This is a genomic window from Shewanella inventionis (assembly GCF_019931735.1).
GTDB classification, from domain to species: domain Bacteria; phylum Pseudomonadota; class Gammaproteobacteria; order Enterobacterales; family Shewanellaceae; genus Shewanella; species Shewanella inventionis.
On sequence record NZ_CP082926.1, the window covers coordinates 4,039,637 to 4,061,736 of the forward strand.

Genomic DNA, 22,100 nt, shown 5'->3' on the forward strand with positions numbered 1-22,100 from the left:
ACTTGAATCAATAATTAATGTGTACGCTGAGCATCCTGTTCTCTGACTAAGACATCTTTAAATACTTTATCTTCGGTAATGCACTCAATGACTCTTTTCACTATCAATCGTTCATTAGTAATGGTAGGCACATAATCGGCAAGTAACGCGCTTTGCTCTTGCACAACCTGTGCTGCATCCCACGTAAACAACGCAATATTTGAGCCATTAGGAGTCTCTATATGACACTTATAAGGTGTTAATGTCGTTGTTTCATCCGCTATTACATTCATTGATAATAACAAGGTTAACACTGTAACAATCGGTTTAATCATGTTCATTTCCAACACTCCGTAGGGGACTTGGTACCTGTTGAAGTTAGCGATATTGTAGCACAAGCCGTATCTCGAGTAGCCTGAACCCCAACAGCTGTTGCAGTGACAGTATAATCATCCCCGCTTAATGTGGTGTCCACTTTATAGTAGGTATTTTCTACAATCCAAGGATCTGCTGACAAGCCGATTTTAGTCATATCGTTAGTAAATGCACGGTGATCAAGATAATACTGCTCTTGCAAATTAGCCACGTGCATTACACCAGCCAATCCATCACCTCTTGCCCCTTTGGCAACAAACTGGGTATAACTTGGATAAGCGATTGAAGCCAAAATCCCCACAATTACAACGGTAATCATGACTTCAATTAAAGTAAATCCTCTTGCATTGGTAATCATTATTTTTTGCTCATTGCTATTCATCTATATGATAATAAATTTTATTTACGCCTAAACCACCACCGATACATTTATCATCACCAGCGGCACAGCCATCACTTTCATCATCGTCTACTTTTTCCATGTCATCGCCCGCGGAGCCAATACCAATTAAGTACATATAACTTTCTGATGTACCATTTGGCGGTATGACTAACTGTGGAGTGTCTGGAACCCTGGCACCCATCTCTAAATATTCTTGAGTATAGGTACGAGTGCCCTTGTGCAAATCAAAACCGTATAACCGGCCTTGACCAACCGCTAAACATTGGTTTGCAGAGGTATTGTCCCCTGGAACATAAGAGGTAAAGTACACCTTTCCTTGAATGATTGTAGAAGCAGATAAGCTTTTTTCGCCTTTAGATGCAAAGCTATAATACCACCCACGCTTACTGCCAAATGCAATATTCTGTGCTTCTGTTGTTGGCGCGACTGAAGTGACATCATACAAATCAGTTAATTCAAGTGCGGCTGGTATTTCTTTACCTGTCGCACCAGTAAATGATTTGGTAACAACATTTCGATCTTGCAACATAAAGAACATATCTGAACGAGTTGTATCTAATGGATGTGGTCGATGACCTGTCCCGACAGTCACAGCATCGTAAGGGATGTTTTGATAGGTCAAACTTGTTGTCGTATTTTTTGATGCATCTGTCACTGTCACTTGAGATATATTTGTAAACACTGTTTGGGCCACTGCGGCTTCGGCAAAAAAGCGTCTATCTGTTGCTTGTGTTGAACCACCTAAACTTGCAAATTTAAATGCTGTCCACGGGCTAGTTGAACTAGTAGGAGATGCACTGGGTAAATCCATACGCCAAATATTAGCGCCAGTATCAGTTGCATACAATCTGTCGGTTAAGTTGTCATTATTACTGTCTAATATAGCAACGCTATTGGGGATACTGTCAACAATGCCAGGTAATTGCGTACCACTAGCACCTGTGCCAAATCGATAAACAAGCGCTCCTGTATCAGCATTTAAGATGTAAACACTGCGACCAGTTGTGTCATCGGTACCGACCCCTGATCCATCTTTTGTTGAAGGATTATAGCCACCACCAATAATCACCACAGGAGATGCACTATCTGCTGATGTATTACCGGCTGGAACGCCAGGGATCAAGGTAACTACAGGTTCAGACCATGATTGGCCCATGTCACTCATGCCTGTGGAGCTAGGGTCTACTTTCCATTTAAACTGTGGTGAATCAGGATTAGTAATGTCGAGTGCGTAGTACGACTTACCACCACGACGCATACCAACAAATAACCAAGCCTTATCAATAGTACCTGAAGCATTTCTTTTTACATATGCCACTGGCGGGCTATCCATACCATAAACAGAATGAACCCCTGTTGGCACGTTTGCCCTTAATTCACGAAGGTTAGGCAATAACTCTTGCGGCATAAATGCCCACGACTCTTCTACATTAGCACCGCTATCTTTAAACATGTGTAGAAAACCAGCGTTAGTGCCAAGCAAAATGCGAACATCTGGAGACCCCTCAGTACCATAGTTAATAGCTAATGGTTTAGAATGCAATGGATCGCCCATAATATCGGCACGCTTATCGGTTGTTGAGCCGTCGTCATCTTCATCATCGACATCGATACCAATCGTCCAATCAAATAATTTAGTTAGCTCTGTTTTATCAACGCCCATAAACGTCGCTAACGCAGCTTCACTCCCTAAACTAGTCGCAGCATTTGACTTGTTAAATGCTTTAAGTGCACCGCCTGTACCAAAATTACCATATAAGGTTCTACTAGAAGTCGATTGCAACTTAGTTAATGCACCTCCAATTTGAACGTTATTACCATCACCCCCACCACTCGTTGCGCTACAGACTGAATCATCAGTCCAATAAGAACAAGCCGACGAGGCTAAATTACCATCATCGCCAATGGCATCATTACCATTTTTATCGACAATGTCCCCTGAACCAGTCACTTTGAACTTTTTCAAGTTACCGACCCAACGAGGGCCTTCATTAGGTAAAAACATCGCATAATAAACAGAATCTAAAGTTTGGGTTCTGTCAAAGTTATTACTAGCAATAGAAGGAGAGGTAAAACTAGAGTTAGTTTCTAAAATATTTGAGAAAATTGACTGCAATGCTTCCTGTAATTTTTGAGCGTCAGATGCAGTGTATGTCGCTCCACCACCACGTGAAGCAGTTTCTTTCAAAATACCGGCAACTGACGCGGCATCAGAACCAAAACCGATAGTGTAAGTCGATACAGTCTGAGTGCCATCAAGGCTAGTATTAACATCGTTGTTATTTAACCAACCAGCAAGCGCCGGTAAATAGTTACCTGAATATGCACTTGTAATACCTGGAAGATTTTTTATCTCATTATTAGCATTATTGTCGTTTGTGGGTAATCCATCAGTGATATAAATGACATAGGCCTTGTCTTGGCACTGCTTACCAACAAAAGGCGATTTGTATACACTACTGACTTCTACGCTTGTATCCCTGTAAGGAGTTCTAGTTGGCTCATCATCACCATAACGAACCCCTTGACCAGAAAAATAAAGATAGGCTTCATAAAGATTTTCACACAAAGGAGTCCATCCATCGGCATTAAATGAACCAATTGTAGATAGCAAGTTAGATTTATTGGCTTCATTATTAGTGGTTATACCATACACGATTCGCCCACCACTGTTTGAGCTGCCTGAGTTTGTGTTAAACACAGACAGGCCAAAATCAACACCAGGAGTGGTAACAATGGTGTCTTCAATTACACGTTGAGCAACAGATAATCTTGAATAATTTTTTTGGCTTTTAGTGCTGTGATACCAGCTCACATATTTTTCTGTATAAAGTGTAATGGGTTGCCCGATACCAAAATTTGTTAACTTAGCTTTTTCAATTGCTGCATCAATTTCGGCTGTGGATGATGAGTTATTAGCGGCCACATAACGGATAGGATCTGCACTGCTACCTAGGCCATCAACAGGAAACCCCCAAAAATTAGTGCCATTATTATAATAGTTTCGCTCGGCAATATCTTCGTAACAATCAACTTGTTTGATTGAACTACCGTCTGTCAGTGGTAATTCAGACCAAACACCATTTTCACCTACATACTTGTGCTCACGAATATAACCGGTGAACATACCGTAATCTTCAAGGTATTTTTCACCCACATCACAGCCGTTTACACTGTGCAAGAAAAACTGACTACTGCTCACTTCAGGAATATTTGAACTACTGCGAGTAAAATACAACTTAGTGTCACCCTTTAAGGTACCCTTTGAAGTGTTTTCATTGCCTCGTTCATAAGGCTCGTCTGTTTTAAAAGTAGAACTCATACTACCAGACGTATCAAAAATAATGAGCACTTGTGGTTTAGACCCCGTACGAGCGGTGGATTCAAGTACATACAATTCGGTATCATCGGCCAAGCTGATGGACGAGTAAGCCAAAATTGCAAATAGCAATGTAGATAATAATTGTTTTAAAAACATGACTAACTCCCTGTTAACACTTCTTGTTCAATACCAGCAACAACGGTTACTAACCCCATATCGCTGCGGCCGAATGTCGCGGCACTCGAAACTTCCACTCTACGACAACTGATTAAATTTCCTGAACTCGCTGTAGCACTTCGCTGACAACTGACATCACCAGCATTCATAGGCGTTATAGTATTAGAAACACCTAAAGCACCATCTAAAGAGGTAGTTTCTACCGTCATTGTTGCCATTGTGCTACCAGCATTAGCTGAAATGACTTTATCTTGCGCGCCTTTTGCTGATGCCATTGCTTCAATTCGCTCAGAACCCGCACCAGCCATACGTAATGACTGAGTAGAATTAACAGCCAATGCAACACCGATAATGGTCATCAGCACGAGCACTATCAATGAAAAAAACAACACGATACCTTGTTGCTTTTTTTGCGATGTAATCATTGTTAACACCTTCTAAAAGTAAACCAAGCAATACACCAGCATTATGGTGTACTCATAAAACTAAAGATTAATTAAAATGGGGTTTTCTAAAATAATAGTACTAGACACAACCTTGCGACGATATTTGTCATTAAGCGGCCCTATCGTTTTATCACCCAACGAGTACTTATTATCATTTTTATAACTATTGTCTTCTTCACTTGCACGAACTAACAAAAACACTCTAAGCGCAACTAATCGTTGAAACAGCTCATTATCCCACATCAATGTGGTGACATTTTGCGCTGGCATATAGCTGTCCGCAGTACCGTCACCATCATTATCGAAGCCGTACATAATACGCATATTTTCTATGCCTTCTACGAGTTGCTCTTCGTTATTCATGCCATTATTGATTGATAGGGTGCGCCTTCTCAGCACAGGAGTTGAGCCGTCATCGCGAATAAAATAAACATGATGCTGAAACTCCCACACACGACTGTTTAGAAGAGTAGGCGGAGTTGCGCTACCATCAAAAAAGATAATTTCATTAGACGTAGTTGAAGCGTAGTAACGTGAAGATGTCAACGGAGCTGTGGCTGGTGGACCAATCAAACGTTTTATTTGGATAACATCAGTACCACTATTAGGTGAAACACAAGCCAATGAGTCAGCGCTGACACCTTGCTCGTAGCCCCAAAGTCGACGAAAATGAGCTGGTTGGGCATTAGGAAAGCTGGCATTGTTTAACCCTGCACCCACACAATCTGCCGTCACCGCTGTAGATGACATAGTGGTATTAGTACCTATAATAAAATCAGTACCAGTAATATCCCCCATAAAACCTAATTGGCTTAAGTCTCGCTCCATAATAGCCAACGCAATACGGCCGTTTTCTTGCAATTGATTAAACTGACTTGTTGTGGTGACGTTACTCGATGACATACTGAACATGGTAAAAAGACCAGCTGTTAAAAACAAACTGATCAGCATTGCAACCATTAATTCAACAAGTGACATACCCTGTTGTTTTTTTATTGCTTTCATCATCTTATAATCGCCGTATTAACTGCTAACGCGCGTCGTTTATCGCTGCTGCTACCACAGCCTTTTATAAAGGTTGACTGACCTTCGGTGCCATCTGAGGTTGCACGTACACCTTTCCATGTCATCACAACAGTGACATCCGTGCCAGTTACACTAATACACGCCGTAGCAGAATCGAGCCCACCAACATTATTATTATCTGATGATTTTTCATTTTCACCAGCAAATGCGCGTTCCCACTGATATAAATCCCAAGTTCTTGTTTCGGTATTAGTGCAAACGGCATTCACACCAACGGCTACATCGCAGGCTTTAGCAGATGTGATTGAAGTGCCTGAGTAAGTGCCTGCGTAATTTGCAAGTTCACTACTATTAATACGCATGCGATTGATAATATCATTAGCATAATACGAGGCTTGGGTTTGTTGAAAAGACTCAAAACTGCCTTTTTTGGCAACGAGATGCAGATTAAAAATGCCAATAAGGCCTATCACCAGAATAACTAGTGAAACCATTACTTCGATTAAGGAAAATCCATTCCTTTTTGATGACATCAGAGCCAAACCTCCATGAAAAGGCAATAAAAACTTTGGTTTGCCTTAAACCTAATCTACTGATAATTACATTAACCAATTTATAATCATAGCTGAGTTAAATGTAATCAGTAAGTAGCATGAATATATATTTACATTGATTTATAAAGTTAACATTTATTCAGTATTATACTCGGTTTAACGCACAAGTACAAAAAACCCGCAACCTAATTTAAGTTGCGGGTTTATATTTGTAGTCAATTGAATTTATTAGCGTAATTCAGCAGGGACCGCAAAAACCGTGTCTTCTTTTCTGCCTTCTACCTCAGTGATAACACTCGGGGCTAATGTAGCGATGGCGTTAACAACCTGTTGTACCAAAACCTCTGGTGCCGAAGCCCCAGCAGTGACAGCAACCTTTTTAACATGACTAAACCAGGCAGCTTCAACATCTGCAGCGGTATCAACTAGATAAGATTGGGTACCTGTTTTTTCAGCTAACTCACGTAGTCGATTAGAATTAGAGCTATTTTTTGACCCCACAACGATAAGCAAGTCGACTTCTGCTGACAAACTTCTTACTGCATCTTGACGATTTTGCGTTGCATAGCAAATATCATCTTTACGTGGCCCTTCGATGGATGGGAAACGTTTTTGTAGAGCAGCAATGATATCTAATGTGTCATCAACAGAAAGCGTTGTTTGAGTAACAAAGCATAAGTTATCAGGGTTGCTCACCTGTAGATTATTTACATCTTCTGGTGACTCAATCAGATAAACCCCGCCTTTAGGGTTGTCGTACTGGCCCATCGTACCTTCAACTTCTGGGTGACCTTGATGCCCAATTAGAATGCATTCTATGCCTTTACGACTCGCACGAGTCACTTGTAGATGCACTTTAGTCACCAACGGACAAGTTGCGTCAAATACTTTTAACCCACGGGTTTTCGCTTCTTTCCTAACGGCTTGCGATACACCATGAGCACTAAATATAACGATGCTGTTATTTGGTACTTGCTCGAGTTCATCAACAAAAATAGCGCCACGCTGCTTTAGGTTTTCAACCACATAACGATTATGCACCACTTCATGACGCACATAGATAGGCGGTTCAAATAACTCTAAGGCTCGCTCCACAATGCTAATGGCACGATCTACCCCTGCACAAAAACCACGAGGATTAGCGAGTAAAATGCTTAACTCTGGCGATGTAGGATCTACTTTCAACATGTTTTGCCTTTATTCGGTAATAACACTGACGACATCAAGTTCAAACGTAACGGTATGCCCTGCAAGTGGATGGTTTAAATCTACAGTAATTGAATCCCCAGCTGTATCACGCACAATACCAGGTATTTCACTGCCACCAGGACCTGCAAAACTGACAATGACACCGGCTTCCAGTTTCATGTCTGCAGGAAAACGGCTGCGGTCCATATAATGGATTGCGTCAGGATTCGACTCACCAAAAGCATCTTGTGGCGCTAGAGTAAACTTGTGTTTATCTCCTGCTTTTAGTCCTTTAAGTTGGGCCTCAAATGCAGGGCTAAGGCTATTGTCACCAATATTCAGCCTTGCAGGTTTTCCTGATGCTTTAGTGCTATCAGCTGTTGAGCCGTCTTCAAGCACGATATTCATGTGGCACAATAATGCATGGTTATCTTGTTTAGATAAATCAGTCACGGCTTGATTGCTCCTCTGATGCTTTAACATCAGGTTTGAACGATTCCCAAATAATCAATATGGCACCAACAAAGATGCCAGCATCTGCGATATTAAACGCTGGGTAATGGCTGGTATTCCAGTAAAAATCGATAAAATCCACAACAAAACCGTGCATTAAGCGATCAACTAAGTTACCTAACGCTCCACCTATGACGAGAGTAAAAGCCAAATTACTGCGCCACATGGTGTGCGATTGTTTACGCAACCAAATGGTCAATAAGGTACTAAACCCAATAGCAACAATGGTAAACAACCAACGCTGCCAACCACCGGCATCACTTAAAAAACTAAATGCTGCGCCATAATTTCTCACATAAGTGAAATTGAAAAATGGCAGTAGTTTTACCGACTCGTACAGTTCAAAATTAGCCAAGACCCATTGCTTAGATAGCTGATCGGCTAAAAACACCAATGCAGCCACCCAATACCAACGCAAGCCACTGTCTTTCCACGTTAATGGCACAGAACTCATTATTATTCCCTTAAGCGAATTCGCGTTGCTCGCCTTCACCTTCAATATTAGTCACACAACGTTGACATAATGTTGGGTGAGCCTCGATGGTGCCAACTTCTTCACGGTAGTGCCAACAGCGCTCGCACTTTTCAGCTTCGCTTTTATTAACGACTAATTTAAGCGAACTTAATTCGGTATCGATGGCATCGTTACCTGCTTGCGACATGTCTGCAACAGCGGCTTTTGAGGTCAGTAACACAAAACGCAATTCATCACCGACTTTAGCCAATTGCGCCGCTAAATCAGCATCTGCAAATAAGGTCACTTCAGCCTCTAATGAACCACCAATACGCTTATCACGGCGTGCTTGTTCAAGTACTTTGTTCACTTCGTTACGAACATCTAACAATTTAGCCCAGTAGTCATCGCTTAAATCACTGTCTAATGTGACAGCTTCTAAACCTTGGTACCACTCCTGGGTAAACACATACTTTTCACGCTTGCCTGGCAGTAATTGCCATACTTCGTCAGCAGTGAAACTTAAAATAGGCGTCATCCAACGTACCATGGCCTCTGCAATATGGAATAATGCAGACTGACAACTGCGACGGGCATGCCCTTCTTGTTTAGCTGTGTATTGGCGATCTTTAATAATATCAAGATAAAAACTGCCTAACTCAACTGAACAGAACTGCATCAGCTTTTGAGTCACCTGGTGGAAATTATATTGATCGTATGCTTCGATGATTTCTTTTTGCAAAGCTGCTGCACGGCGCACAACCCAACGGTCAAGTGCAACCATGTCTTCAGACGCAATCATGTCAGTTTCTGGATTAAAACCACTTAGGTTTGCTAACAAGAAACGCGCGGTATTACGAATACGGCGGTATGCATCTGCACTGCGGTTTAAAATCTCGTCAGATACAGTCATTTCTCCGCTGTAATCAGTTGCAGCAACCCATAAACGTAAAATGTCAGCACCTAGCTTGTTGGTGACCTGTAGTGGCGCAATCACGTTACCTACAGACTTTGACATCTTGCGGCCTTTACCATCAACGGTAAAACCATGAGTTAGCACTTGTTTGTAGGGTGCTTTACCGTTCATCGCGGTTGAAATCATCAGCGACGACATAAACCAACCACGGTGCTGATCGCTACCTTCTAGGTATAAATCAACGCCATGCCCTTGAAATTCAGGGCGCGCAGCAACCACAGATGAGAAGGTTGAACCAGAGTCATACCATACGTCTAATGTGTCTGTGACTTTACGATATTGTTCAGCTTCATCACCAAGTAATTCGCTTGCATCAAGATCCCACCAAGCTTGAATACCTTGCTGTTCAATACGATGTGCGACTCGCTCCATTAATGACACGCTGTCTGGGTGTAACTCTTCTGTTTCGCGATGTACAAACAAAGTAATGGGAACACCCCATGTGCGCTGACGTGAAATACACCAGTCTGGGCGGTTTTCTACCATTTTTTCAATACGGCTTTGACCCCAATCAGGGATCCATTGCGTTTGTTCAATTTCTTGTAATGCTTGCGAACGTAAACCATGGTTATCCATAGAGATAAACCATTGTGGCGTTGCACGGAAAATGATCGGTGTTTTATGGCGCCAACAATGCGGATAGCTATGGCGATAAGGTACATGAAGCAGTAACGCACCCTTTTCTTCAAGTAATTCAACCACACTAGCATTGGCTTTAAATACATGCTGACCTGCAAAAAATTCAGTATCTGGCTTGTAAACGCCATTATCGCCAACAGGGTTTGCCACTTCTAGGCCATATTTTTGGCCAACCACAAAGTCGTCTTGACCATGCCCAGGAGCGGTATGCACAATACCAGTACCAGCATCGGTGGTGACGTGATCGCCTAAGATAGCAGGGACATCGAATGCGTAAAATGGATGATTAAAGCGCATTAATTCAAGCTCAGCACCTTTTACTTCACCTAAAATAGTGTGTGACTGAGCACCATAACGATCAAGACAAGACTCAACTAAAACTTGGGCTAGGATGATGGTTTTGGTTTCGCCGTCTTTTGTAAATTCGACTAAGCTGTAATCTAAATCAGGGCTTAAAGATAATGCGCGGTTAGCTGGTAATGTCCACGGCGTTGTAGTCCAAATTGCCATTGAAACTGAGTTAGCATAGTTTGCAACACCAAATTTAGCCGCCACGGCTGCGCTGTCTACAGCAACAAAGGCCACATCGATTGCAGGTGAGGTTTTATCTTCGTACTCAACTTCTGCTTCTGCTAATGCAGAACCGCAATCGGTACACCAGTGCACAGGCTTAACGCCTTTATGCAAATGGCCGCTGTCAATCACTTTTGCCAATGAACGAACGATATTGGCTTCAGTTGAAAAATCCATGGTTAAATACGGATTTTGCCAATCGCCGAGCACGCCTAAACGGATAAAGTCGTCACGTTGACCTTCAACCTGAGTGGCAGCATATTTACGGCATTCTTCACGAAATTCCGCCGCAGAAATCTTGATACCAGGCTTACCGACTTTTTGCTCTACTTTTAATTCTATCGGTAGACCATGGCAATCCCAACCTGGAATATATGGGGCGTCAAAACCAGACATGGTTTTAGACTTAATAATAATGTCTTTAAGAATTTTATTTACAGAGTGACCAATATGAATGCTGCCATTGGCGTATGGAGGGCCGTCATGCAAGATGAAAGGTTTACGACCTGTACGGCTGTCGCGGATCTGCTGATACAGCCCGTCTTCCGTCCAACGGTTTAACATTTCTGGCTCGCGATTTGCCAAATTACCGCGCATCGGAAACTCAGTTTCCGGCAAATTCAAAGTAAATTTATAGTCGCTCATTGATCCCATACCGTTATTAAAGCTGATTCTTTTCAGCTAGCATCGTTGCTAAACAAAGCGCGTGCTTCATTTGCATCATTTAAAATTTGTTTTTTTAGCGCGTCCAATGATTCAAAAGGTTGTTCATCACGGATTTTTGCTACTAATTCTACTTCCACTCGTTTACCGTATAAGTCACCGGAAAAATCAAACAAGTGAACTTCTAATCTGCAAGTTTGCCCATCAACTGTGGGCCTAAAACCCACATTGGCAACACCTTCATATATATCACTGTCATCCCAATATACACGTACTGCAAATACACCGCGTACTGGAACCACATTTCGCTTCAAAGCAATATTAGCTGTAGGAAATCCAATCGTGCGGCCAATTTTTTGCCCATGAGCAACACGACCACTGAGTATAAAAGGATGCCCAAGCAAACGTCTTGCTTGCTCTAAGTGCCCAAGTGCAAGTTGCTCTCGAACAGCAGTAGAGCTAACCCTTAACGACCCCACCATAAAACTTTGAGTACTCACGACGGTAAAGCCAAACTTTTTACCCGCCTCAACTAGCATACTAAAATTACCCGTTCGCCCCTTACCAAAGCAAAAATCATCTCCCACAACCAGGTACTTAATCCCTAGTTTTTTAACCAATAAATCTTCAATAAAGACTTCGGCGGGTTGGTTTGCAAAGGCGACAGTAAAATTGATACACAGCAATCTGTCGACGTTAAGTTCATCGAGTAATCTAATCTTGTCGCGTAACAAGCTTAAACGGGCTGGCGCATCTGCCCCCCTAAAGCGTTCTTGGGGCTGAGGCTCAAATGTCATTAAAGTTGCAGGTAGTTGAAAGTGATGCGCTTTATTGACTAAATTGCTTATCACCTGCGCATGACCACGATGGACACCGTCAAAATTCCCAATGGTTAATACGCAACCATGATGAGAAGGTAAAATATTGTGTATACCGCGGATTAATTCCATTGCGCCCAATTACTGCCAATTATAAATCGGCAGATTATATACCCAAACCAATGTCAGATGCGAGTTTCAACCTCAGTTTATTACGGAAGTTTGCTTACTTAATCCCTTGTTGGATTATTAAATTACCCAAGCGAGTAATTTATGCTAACTATGCCTGACGTTTAATCTTCCATGGACGAACGCCAAGTAGCAATAAACTGGCTAAATAAACAAGGGCACCACCGATAATAAGCTCTATTAACATCATCATACGTTGTAACGTAGGCCACTCCAACCACACGCTTATTTGTGGCATAACGTATATGATTGCAAAAGCCATAAGGGCTGTGGCAATTATGACTTTACCTGAAAAAATAAGTGTTTGACGAGACACTCTATACACACCAGCAAGATGTAAGCCGCGATAAAGCAAAGCAGCATTTAATAAAGCTGACATAGAGGTTGCCATTGCTAGACCGACATAACCAAATGGAATGGCTAAAATAAGGTTAAACACCATATTACTCACCATGGCAATGATGCCAAATTTTACTGGTGTCTTAGTATCTTGACGTGAATAATACCCAGGCGCCAACACTTTAATCATCATAAAACTTAATAAGCCGCAGCCATAAGCGACTAAACTGTAAGAGGCCATTTCAACGTCATTAATAGTAAATGCGCCGCGCATAAACAACACCATTAACATAGGTTTGGCTAAAATAATTAACCCCAACATTGCAGGGGCGCCAAGTAATAAAATAGCTTTCACCCCCCAATCCATTGTCAGGCTAAATCCGCTACCTTCGGCATTGACGTGTTTTTTAGATAACGCTGGGAGAATGACAGTTGCAATAGCAATACCAAATAGCCCTAATGGAAACTCGAGTAATCTGTCTGCGTAGTACAACCAGCTTATTGAGCCTGTCATTAAAAAGCTGGCGATAAAGGTATCAAACAATAAATTGATTTGTGAAACTGATACACCAAATAATGCCGGGATCATCAAGGTTCTGATTTTTACAACGCCAGGGTGAGTCCACCCCCACGAAGGTTTAACTAACGCTTTTTCGCGAAGTAAAAATGGAATTTGGAACAAAAACTGAATTAAGCCACCAGCAAAGACACCCCATGCTAAACCAATTTCAGGGTTCTCGAGGGTGTGGGCGTACCACATAGCAACGGCAATAATGGCGACATTTAAAAATACTGGTGTAAAGGCCGACACAGCAAAGCGTCCTCGTGTATTTAAAATAGAGCCAGCAAGAGCCGTAAACGTGATAAACCAAAGATAAGGAAACGTTATTTTTAGCATTAATGATGCTAACTCAAACTTCTCTGCATTGGGGCCATCATTAAGCCAATCTAAAAACCAGCCACCACCAAATAATGCTGCTAATACTGGCGAGCAAATAACACCAAACAAAGTGACAACTGATACAAGCACGCCCAATGTACCAGCAACCTTACCAATTAACTCACGGGTTTCTTCAGGCGTTTGTTTTTCTTGATACTCGGTTAACACAGGCACAAAAGCTTGAGCAAAAGCTCCTTCTGCAAAGAGTCGCCTTAAAAAGTTTGGAATTTTATTAGCAAAGAAAAATACATCGGCGCTACTGCCAGCCCCCATTAAATTGGCAATTACCACATCGCGAACTAAACCTAATACTCGCGAAATCAGCGTCATAACACTAACTATAAGACCTGATTTAAATAATTTTTTGCTCAAACAGCCCCCAGACACACGGTCACTTCAAATAAAATTAATGGGAATTATACAAATATTCGGTTCTAGCTCTGTCACACAGACCCAAGAGCTGGTAGAATTGCGCCACATATTACACGAGTTGGGTTGAAGATAGGCATGCTAGGTTGGATTAATTTATCTTTATGATGAATATTCAATCGTAGACGTTGACAAGACGACAAAAAGCAGGCATATTCCTCGGCCTTTAAAAGTATCAAATCCAGTTTTTAGGAGTTGCACCTTGGCTAATAGCAAGTCTGCAAAGAAGCGCGCGCTTCAGTCTGAAAAGCGTCGTCAGCATAACGCTAGCCGTCGCTCAATGTTACGTACATACGTTAAAAAAGTTATCGCTGCTATCAAAAGCGGTGACCATAAAGCGGCTACAGAAGCATTCGCTACTGCACAACCAATTGTTGACCGTATGGCGACTAAAGGCCTTATTCACAAGAATAAAGCTGCTCGTCAAAAGGCACGCTTAAACGCAAGAATCAAAGCACTAGTTGCTTAATTCTTCTGATTTAAGATTTAAAAAACCGGCTTAGGCCGGTTTTTTTATATCTGCACGTTAGGGACTGTTGCTCGTAAACGTTAAAAAGTAACATTACCAAACGATTTTTCTGCGTTTCATTTTTGCATTCATTTGCCAAACCGTTCATTCCCCCCCAGTACAACTAATTCCAGTGCGTTATACAAATCAGGATAAATAAGTGATCAAAGATTGCATAAGAATAGTCGTATAGAATACGGCAGAAATAGCAGCGACCTAGTTGCTCTACCTTCAACATTTCTGAGCGATATTAACCAGTAAAAATGATCACATTCTTGTGCTGGTAGGTATTAGCACAGGTCAAGCACAATGGCAGGCCACTATGTTATGTCTGTGAACCCCTTTGAGTAATATGTGGTGTGAAGGTATATAAGAAACGTCTTAATGAGCTTTCATTAAGACGTTCGTGAGGCGGTATTAATTAATGGCAATACATATTATTTAGCACTTGGATCAGCTCTTTTACCTCATCACTCTTTAATGAATAAAAAACAGTCTGCGCTTCTTTTCTGGTGCACACTAAATTATCTTTTCGAAGCCATGCTAAATGCTGAGACAACGCCGACTGGCTCAATCCCAACTTTTTATTCATTTCTCCGACACACATTTCACCTTCATTAAGAAGATGGCACAAAATAAACAATCTACGTTCATTTGCTAATGCTTTTAGCAACACTACTGCATGATCTGCTTGCTGCTGCATTTTTTCAATATTCATCACGAGTATGTTCTCCTAATCTAACCCCGCACTAATATAGCGTTCCCTTACAAATAGAGTCGGGACATAAAGCACACTTTTTGGTAGATTGTTGTAAAAAATGAGACTTAGCTAAAATATTCGAAGGAAACTCATGAAACACTTTCAAAAAGCCAGCCTGGTTGGCGCTATTTTTGTTGCGCTAATTGGTTGCCAAACCGTATCACCAATCAAAACAACCACACCTAAATTAATAATTAATGATTCTGATGATGCGCAAATCAGTCAACAACTTGCTAAGCAAGCATTATCATCACGATTAAGCTACGACATTGTTGAATCGCTTACCGTTGAAGTCGGTCCTCGATTAGCCGGAACCGATAAAGACATTGTTGCAGTCGATTGGGCAATGGAAAAACTGTGGTTGATGGGATTTGATAAAGTCTATAAAGAGTCTGTGCAAGTGCCTGCATGGTCTCGTGGAACTGCACATGCCAGTATTGTTTCACCTTATGAGCAACCCTTGGTGATAACGGCTCTGGGAGGCAGCATTGGTACTCCGCTAAACGGTATACAAGCTCCTATCGTTAGATTTGAAAGCCTAGAAGAACTTCAGGCCGCCTCCCCTGGGCGTATTGAAGGAAAGATCGTGTTTATAGACCATAAGACCGAGCGCCATATTTCTGGTAAGGGTTACGGCGAAAGCGTTGGTGGCCGCTCTCGAGGTGCAATTGCTGCGGCAGAAAAAGGCGCCTTAGCCATAGTAATCCGCTCAATTGGCACCGACCATGACCGTATGGCACACACAGGAATGATGCGTTACGAAGAAGGGATCCCTAAAATTCCTGCTGCAGCAATGTCTAACCCAGATGCAGACTTAATTAATGCCATGTTAAAACGTGATCCTAATATTGTGCTGTCATTAAATATGACTTCAGAAAACCAGGGGATTGCAACGTCATATAATGTGATTGCTGAAGTAACAGGGAGCAGTAAACCAGATGAAATCGTATTAATTGGTGCGCATTTAGACTCATGGGATGAAGGCACAGGAGCCATTGACGATGGCGCAGGTGTCGCCATAGTGACAACAGCAGCTAAATTGATTTTAGACTTACCTCAAAAACCAGCCCGTACAATTAGAGTGGTATTATTTGCTGCAGAAGAAGTCGGTATTGTTGGCGCAAAAGCCTATGCAGAACAACATGCAGATGAATTAGATAAGCACTATATTGCAGCTGAGTCTGATTTTGGTGCTGGGCCTGTGTATAAAATTGATTTTAATGTCAATCCAGAGACTTTTGAACAGGTTAAGCAAGAGCATTCAGCCATGACATTATTTGGCGTAGAACTTGGCAACAATGAAGCCTCTGGCGGTCCTGATGTATCAATCATGCCAGGCTTAGGAGTGCCTGTAGCGTCATTGCATCAAGATGGTACTGACTATTTTGATTATCACCACACACCCAATGATACCTTAGATAAAATTGACCCTAAAAAGCTCGCTCAAAGTGCAGCCGCTTATGCTCAATTTGCTTATATGATGGCGCAGTCTGAAATTGATTTAAGACCAATAAAACCCAAAGATCCTCAGCAATAATACCGAAACGACTTGCCGAACTCATCAAAAAAGCCCCTAGTGAAATAATCTAGGGGCTTTTTTGTATGTTCATTTAACTATCAGCCTTGTTCTGCACGTAAAAAAACAGGTGCTGACGGAGTTGATTGCTCTGGGCTGTAATAATAGCCTTCGAGATCAAACTGGGTTAGTTGTTCGATACTTTTAGGCTGATTGTCTACAATATAACGCGCCATCAGACCGCGCGCTTTTTTGGCATAAAAGCTAATCACTTTAAATTGACCATTTTTACAGTCTTTAAACACTGGCGTAATAAGCGTTCCTGCAAGTTGCTTGACTTTGACCGACTTAAAATATTCGTTCGATGCTAAGTTAACAATAATATCATCGCCCTGCTCTTTTACTGCCTTATTCACTTCCTCGGTAATGCTGTCGCCCCAAAATGCATACAGGTTACTGCCTTTAGGATTAGCGAGTTTGGTGCCCATTTCTAAACGGTATGGTTGAATTAAATCAAGCGGCTTAAGTAAGCCATACAAACCAGACAAAATCCGCAGGTGCTTTTGGCTTGCCTTAATTTGCTCACCCGATAAGTTATCAGCATCAAAACCGGTATACACATCGCCTCTAAAAGCAAAAATTGCTTGTTTTGCATTATCTAATGTAAAAGGCGGCTGCCATTGTGAAAAGCGTGCAGCATTTAATCCGGCAATGTTATCGCTCACCTTCATTAAGCTGGCGATGTCCATTGGAGTGAGTTCACGGCAAACGTCTATCAAGTCTTGGCTTTGTGCTAATAATGGCGCTTGAGTAAAATCATTCGTGATTGGAGGATTTTCAAAATCCAATGTTTTTGCAGGTGAAATCAAAACCAGCATATGTTCGCTCCAAATAAAATCATAGCGTTATGATACTGGACTGACATAAAAAAACCATGCCGCAATGACATGGTTTTTTCGATTACCTTAACCTACAAATATCATTTTTTGGCAGGTTCGGTAGAGTTTGGCCAAATTTTTTCTTCTAGCTGATCTTCAAGCTCAGGAAATTTACTGGTATCAAACTTAGGATCGATCCCTGCATCAATCTGCTCACGATAATCATTGATTACTCTTACCGCTAGACCAGACAACAAGACTAACGCGACCAAGTTAACAATCGCCATCAATCCCATTGATACATCGGCCAGATCCCACACTAAACTGATTTTAGCCAGCGAGCCAAACATCACCATAGCCAAAACAACTAAACGAAACAGTGGTAGCGCTTTTTTGCTGTTACCAGATAAAAACATCACATTAGTTTCTGCATATGAATAGTTAGCAATAATTGACGTAAAACAGAAAAGCAAAATAGCAAAAGCAATGAAAGCACCACCCCAATCACCAACATGACTTGTTAATGCACTAATTGTTTTTGCAATACCATCGGAGCCTTCTGCAGCATCACCTGAGAGCAAAATAATCGCGGCGGTAGCTGTACAAATCACAATAGTGTCCACAAACACCCCCATCATTTGCACAAAACCTTGTGAGGCTGGATGGTTAGGATTAGGTGAAGCACTTGCTGCTACATTAGCAGCACTCCCCATACCGGCTTCGTTTGAAAATAAACCACGGGCAATACCGGCCTGCATAGCTTGAGCAACACTATAGGCAATACCACCAGCGGCGACTTCTTGCCATCCAAATGCACTATTGATAACTAACATAAATACATCTGGTAACTTCTCAATATTCATTGCAACCACAACAAATGCAATTGCAATATAGGCTATTGCCATAATAGGTACGATTAACTCTGAGGCTTTTGCCACTTTTTTTAATCCACCCACAATCACAAATGCACTACAAATAACAATACCGATACCAACATAGATTGGTTCAAAACCAAATACTTGGGTCATCGCACCTGTAATGGTATTAGCTTGGACGGCATTAAAGACTAAACCAAACGCTAAGATTAAAAAGAATGAAAACAGCACACCCATCCAACGCTGGCCTAAGCCTTTTTCCATATAATAAGCAGGACCGCCGCGATATTGCCCATCACCATCCTTAACTTTATAAACTTGCGCCAGAGTCGACTCTATCATCGCTGTTGCCATACCTAATACAGCAATAGCCCACATCCAGAAAACGGCGCCTGGGCCTGCGGTACCAATTGCAACAGCCACACCAGCCATATTACCAGCACCGACTCTTGCAGCCATACTGGTACAAAAGACCTGAAATGACGACAACCCGTGCTTACCAGGACGACGACTGATAGCCAACACTTTAATACCATGAACAAAGTGAGTTATCTGTATAAAGCCCAGACGGACGGTAAAATATAACCCAGCACCAACCAAGCCATACACTAACAATTTACCCCAAAGCAAACTGTTCATGAAATTAACAATCGTTTCTAACATCGCCATATTGTTTTTTCTTCCCGTTATAAGGTTATTTTTTTTGTTTCAGGTGTAATCCCGATGTAAATCATCACAAAACAGCCAGAGCACGTCACTGTGCAAACTGTTATGCACTAATGCAGACCACTAAATCATCAAAGTGAAGCCAACATTATAAAAGCTAAAACTTGTAGATTAATAGGTATTGTTTGTTTCGGCTTTATAATGCTAAGAGCTTGTTACTTACCGGATACTTGATTTAAGTAAATAGCACGGCAATGCAACAAAAATAAAACAAAAACCACAAGTGACCTCCATCACACTTTATCACTTCCAACGTGAATGCTCTATTCATAAACCGCTGGATAATCGTTATTAAATTTCAAGCAATTAAGCTGCAATTGACGAAAAGTGAGATTCAGGCATACAAACAATCGCTAAAAGTTAGATAAAGGCCACATTATTGTAACTAAATTACGAATACAGTGTTCTCAAAGAAAGTTAATTTAATATTTTCACTTTTAACCGAGGTCACTATGACTAACTCAAATGAAATCATCGCGCTAAAAAAATATGTAAGAGCAACCAACTTCCTTGCGACTTCACAAATTTATCTAAAGCAAAATGTGCTATTCAAACGTCCTTTACAGCACACAGATATCAAACCACGTTTATTAGGTCACTGGGGTACTTGTCCGGGGATCAACTTTGTTTACGCCAACGTAAACCGTTTGATTGTAAAACATAAGCGTGAATTCATTTACCTTGTTGGTCCTGGTCATGGTTTCCCTGCGGTACAAGCTAACTTATTTGTTGAAGGTTCATTAAGCCATTTCTACCCTGAAACGATCCCTTATACCGAAACGGGTATTGAAGATATCTGTAAAAAATTCTCAGCTGCATACGGCTACCCATCACATGCAAACCCTGAAGCGCCAGGCCAAATTTTAGAAGGTGGCGAATTAGGCTATTCACTTTCTGTAGCATGGGGCTCTGTACTCGACAATCCTAATCTAATTGCCGCCTGCTTAATCGGTGATGGCGAAGCTGAAACCGGCCCTTTAGCTGCATCTTGGTATGCTAACCGCTTGGTATCTCCAGCTAATAACGGTGCTGTATTACCCATCGTTCATATTAATGGCTATAAGATTTCAGGCCCAACACGTATGGGCCGTATGAGCCATGAGGAATTAGATTTAGAATTCCGTGGCCTTGGTTACCATCCGATTATTGTTGATGACCAACTAGATACTGACATTTTTGAACAAATGACAGCAGCAATGGACTTATCATATGAGATGATAAATGACATTCAGCGTCGAGCTCGCTCTGGTGAGGATGTGGTTAAACCACGTTGGCCAGTTATTTTAATGCGCACAGCAAAAGGTTGGACAGGTACCTCTGAATATAATGGTAAAAAATTAGAAGGAAACTGCGAATCTCACCAAGTTATTGTCAATAATTGCGCTACAGACAAAGGCCACCTTGCAGCACTTGATGCTTGGTTAGCCAGCTATAAATTTGACGAATTAGTACAAACGACAGAAACAGGTGAGCTAGTTTTTGATAAAGACATCATGTCGTTAATGCCACCAAAAGAGCTTTGTTGTGGACGTCAACGTTTGAGCTACGGTGGTGAAGTGGTACGTGCATTAGCAAACCCAGATTTAACCAAGCTCAGCTATGGCGCAGAGACGCCTCGAGGTCAACGTGGTTACTCTATGCTTAAAATGGGTCAGTGGATGCGCGATGCATTCAAATTAAACCGTGACCAACGTAACTTACGCATCTTCAGCCCAGATGAAACTTATTCAAACCAGCTTCAAGCTGTATTTGAAGAGACAGATCGCGCTTGGCAGTGGCCAATTGAAAGCTGGGATGAAGACATGTCTCGCGATGGTCGTGTTATCGAGCTGCTATCAGAAAACTTGCTTTTCGGTATGCTCCACGGCTATACCGTAACAGGCCGTCACGGTATGTTCCCAACGTATGAGGCTTTTTCTCAAGTGGTGTCATCAATGGCCGATCAATACTGTAAATATGTACATGCGAGCCAAGGCATTCATTTCCGTAAGCCTATTCCTGCATGTAACGTAGTACTTTCATCGCTTCTAGAGCGTCAAGATCACAACGGTTATTCTCACCAGAATCCATCGTTCCTTGGCGCTATGTTAGAAAAACACCCAGACATTATCTCTGCTTATTTACCAGCAGATGCTAACAGCACCTTGGTTTATACCGAGCGCGCTTATGCAGACAGAGACAAGTTAAACATTATTGTTGCGGGTAAAAAATCGCTACCACAATGGTTATCATTAGATGAAGCTCGTAAACAAGCTAAAGATGGCGTGATGGTATGGGATTTTGCCTCTGACGAAAACCCAGATGTGGTACTTGCAGGTTGTGGTGATTACGCCACTCAAGAATGTATGGCATCACTGGTATTAATTCGTGAAATCTTACCAAGAGTTCGCATTCGCTTTGTCAGCGTATCTGAATTACACAGTAGCGGTTTGGGTAGCCTTAAATTCCAAAGCAAGCCTTGGATGATGGATGAAGTATTCACCGCAGATAAAGGGGTTGTCTTTAACTATCACGGTTATCCAAACACCATCAAAAAATTAGTGTTTGACTATAAAGGCAACCGTCGCTTCCGTATCAAAGGTTATGAGGAAGAAGGTTCAACAACCACACCATTCGACATGGGCGTGCGTAATGGTACGTCTCGATACCACTTAGTTATCGATATGGCTTATAAGTTGTTCCAACAAGGTGTAATTGATGAAACACAACATGTGGCCATTACAACAGACATGCTTCAGCGCTTGGTCGACCACAAGAACTACATCAAAGCTAACGGTGTAGATCCTGAAGAAATAGAAAACTGGGTATGGACACGTTAATTTAAGTGACTATAG

General features: G+C 41.7%; 18 protein-coding genes. 3 read left to right on the forward strand and 15 right to left on the reverse strand.

Annotated features, from left to right (window positions below; translation table 11 throughout):
* Window positions 1-14: 14 nt before the first annotated feature.
* From K8B83_RS18030 to murJ, 12 genes are all read right to left on the reverse strand, one after another.
* The gene (locus K8B83_RS18030) at window positions 15-320 is read right to left on the reverse strand and encodes a TapY2 family type IVa secretion system protein (protein WP_188739309.1); all 306 of its coding nucleotides are present in this window, start codon (window positions 318-320) and stop codon (window positions 15-17) included.
* Window positions 317-712, reverse strand: coding sequence for a type IV pilin protein (locus tag K8B83_RS18035; RefSeq protein ID WP_223418583.1), 396 nt, complete (start codon window positions 710-712; stop codon window positions 317-319). The genes K8B83_RS18030 and K8B83_RS18035 overlap by 4 nt, the downstream gene beginning before the upstream one ends.
* A gap of 16 nt (window positions 713-728) precedes the next feature.
* Window positions 729-4,235, reverse strand: coding sequence for a pilus assembly protein (locus K8B83_RS18040; protein ID WP_188739307.1), 3,507 nt, complete (start codon window positions 4,233-4,235; stop codon window positions 729-731).
* A gap of 2 nt (window positions 4,236-4,237) precedes the next feature.
* Window positions 4,238-4,681: a pilus assembly PilX family protein gene (locus K8B83_RS18045; RefSeq protein ID WP_188739306.1), complete on the reverse strand. Its 444-nt coding sequence runs from the start codon at window positions 4,679-4,681 to the stop codon at window positions 4,238-4,240.
* A 60-nt stretch (window positions 4,682-4,741) separates the two neighbouring features.
* Window positions 4,742-5,710, reverse strand: a complete 969-nt coding sequence (locus K8B83_RS18050) for a PilW family protein (RefSeq protein ID WP_373284913.1) — start codon at window positions 5,708-5,710, stop codon at window positions 4,742-4,744.
* On the reverse strand, window positions 5,707-6,261 hold the full coding sequence (pilV, locus tag K8B83_RS18055) for a type IV pilus modification protein PilV (protein ID WP_188739305.1): 555 nt from the start codon (window positions 6,259-6,261) through the stop codon (window positions 5,707-5,709). The genes K8B83_RS18050 and pilV overlap by 4 nt, the downstream gene beginning before the upstream one ends.
* A gap of 249 nt (window positions 6,262-6,510) precedes the next feature.
* Window positions 6,511-7,470 carry a 4-hydroxy-3-methylbut-2-enyl diphosphate reductase gene (ispH, locus tag K8B83_RS18060; RefSeq protein WP_188739304.1) on the reverse strand — a complete coding sequence of 320 codons (960 nt, stop codon included), beginning with the start codon at window positions 7,468-7,470 and terminating at the stop codon, window positions 6,511-6,513.
* Between the two features lie 9 nt (window positions 7,471-7,479).
* Entirely contained in the window at window positions 7,480-7,923 is a 444-nt protein-coding gene (gene fkpB, locus K8B83_RS18065) for an FKBP-type peptidyl-prolyl cis-trans isomerase (protein WP_223418585.1), read from the reverse strand.
* Window positions 7,916-8,428: a signal peptidase II gene (gene lspA, locus K8B83_RS18070; RefSeq protein ID WP_188739375.1), complete on the reverse strand. Its 513-nt coding sequence runs from the start codon at window positions 8,426-8,428 to the stop codon at window positions 7,916-7,918. Before lspA ends, fkpB begins: the two co-directional genes overlap by 8 nt.
* 19 nt (window positions 8,429-8,447) lie before the next feature.
* Window positions 8,448-11,270 carry an isoleucine--tRNA ligase gene (ileS, locus tag K8B83_RS18075; protein ID WP_188739302.1) on the reverse strand — a complete coding sequence of 941 codons (2,823 nt, stop codon included), beginning with the start codon at window positions 11,268-11,270 and terminating at the stop codon, window positions 8,448-8,450.
* A 32-nt stretch (window positions 11,271-11,302) separates the two neighbouring features.
* The gene (ribF, locus tag K8B83_RS18080) at window positions 11,303-12,238 is read right to left on the reverse strand and encodes a bifunctional riboflavin kinase/FAD synthetase (protein ID WP_188739301.1); all 936 of its coding nucleotides are present in this window, start codon (window positions 12,236-12,238) and stop codon (window positions 11,303-11,305) included.
* A 148-nt stretch (window positions 12,239-12,386) separates the two neighbouring features.
* Window positions 12,387-13,946 (reverse strand): murein biosynthesis integral membrane protein MurJ, encoded by a 1,560-nt coding sequence (murJ, locus tag K8B83_RS18085; RefSeq protein WP_223418587.1) that lies wholly within the window; start codon window positions 13,944-13,946, stop codon window positions 12,387-12,389.
* Between the two features lie 259 nt (window positions 13,947-14,205).
* Here murJ and rpsT point away from each other — a divergent pair, with 259 nt between their 5' ends.
* Window positions 14,206-14,472: a 30S ribosomal protein S20 gene (gene rpsT, locus K8B83_RS18090; protein WP_160053085.1), complete on the forward strand. Its 267-nt coding sequence runs from the start codon at window positions 14,206-14,208 to the stop codon at window positions 14,470-14,472.
* 460 nt (window positions 14,473-14,932) lie between these two features.
* Here rpsT and K8B83_RS18095 read toward each other — a convergent pair whose 3' ends face one another.
* A complete protein-coding gene (locus K8B83_RS18095) occupies window positions 14,933-15,229 on the reverse strand; it encodes an ArsR/SmtB family transcription factor (RefSeq protein WP_188739374.1) in 297 nt (98 codons plus the stop codon).
* A 133-nt stretch (window positions 15,230-15,362) separates the two neighbouring features.
* Here K8B83_RS18095 and K8B83_RS18100 point away from each other — a divergent pair, with 133 nt between their 5' ends.
* Entirely contained in the window at window positions 15,363-16,808 is a 1,446-nt protein-coding gene (locus tag K8B83_RS18100) for a M20/M25/M40 family metallo-hydrolase (protein ID WP_223418588.1), read from the forward strand.
* A gap of 80 nt (window positions 16,809-16,888) precedes the next feature.
* On the opposite strand, the gene yaaA is transcribed toward K8B83_RS18100, so the two are convergent.
* Together yaaA and K8B83_RS18110 are read right to left on the reverse strand one after the other, a co-directional pair.
* On the reverse strand, window positions 16,889-17,665 hold the full coding sequence (gene yaaA / locus K8B83_RS18105) for a peroxide stress protein YaaA (protein WP_188739298.1): 777 nt from the start codon (window positions 17,663-17,665) through the stop codon (window positions 16,889-16,891).
* 101 nt (window positions 17,666-17,766) lie between these two features.
* Complete coding sequence (locus K8B83_RS18110; protein ID WP_223420108.1) at window positions 17,767-19,203, reverse strand: alanine/glycine:cation symporter family protein; 1,437 nt, start codon at window positions 19,201-19,203, stop codon at window positions 17,767-17,769.
* Between the two features lie 515 nt (window positions 19,204-19,718).
* Between K8B83_RS18110 and K8B83_RS18115 the strand changes: the two genes are divergently transcribed.
* Window positions 19,719-22,085, forward strand: coding sequence for a phosphoketolase family protein (locus K8B83_RS18115; RefSeq protein ID WP_223418590.1), 2,367 nt, complete (start codon window positions 19,719-19,721; stop codon window positions 22,083-22,085).
* Window positions 22,086-22,100: the final 15 nt, after the last annotated feature.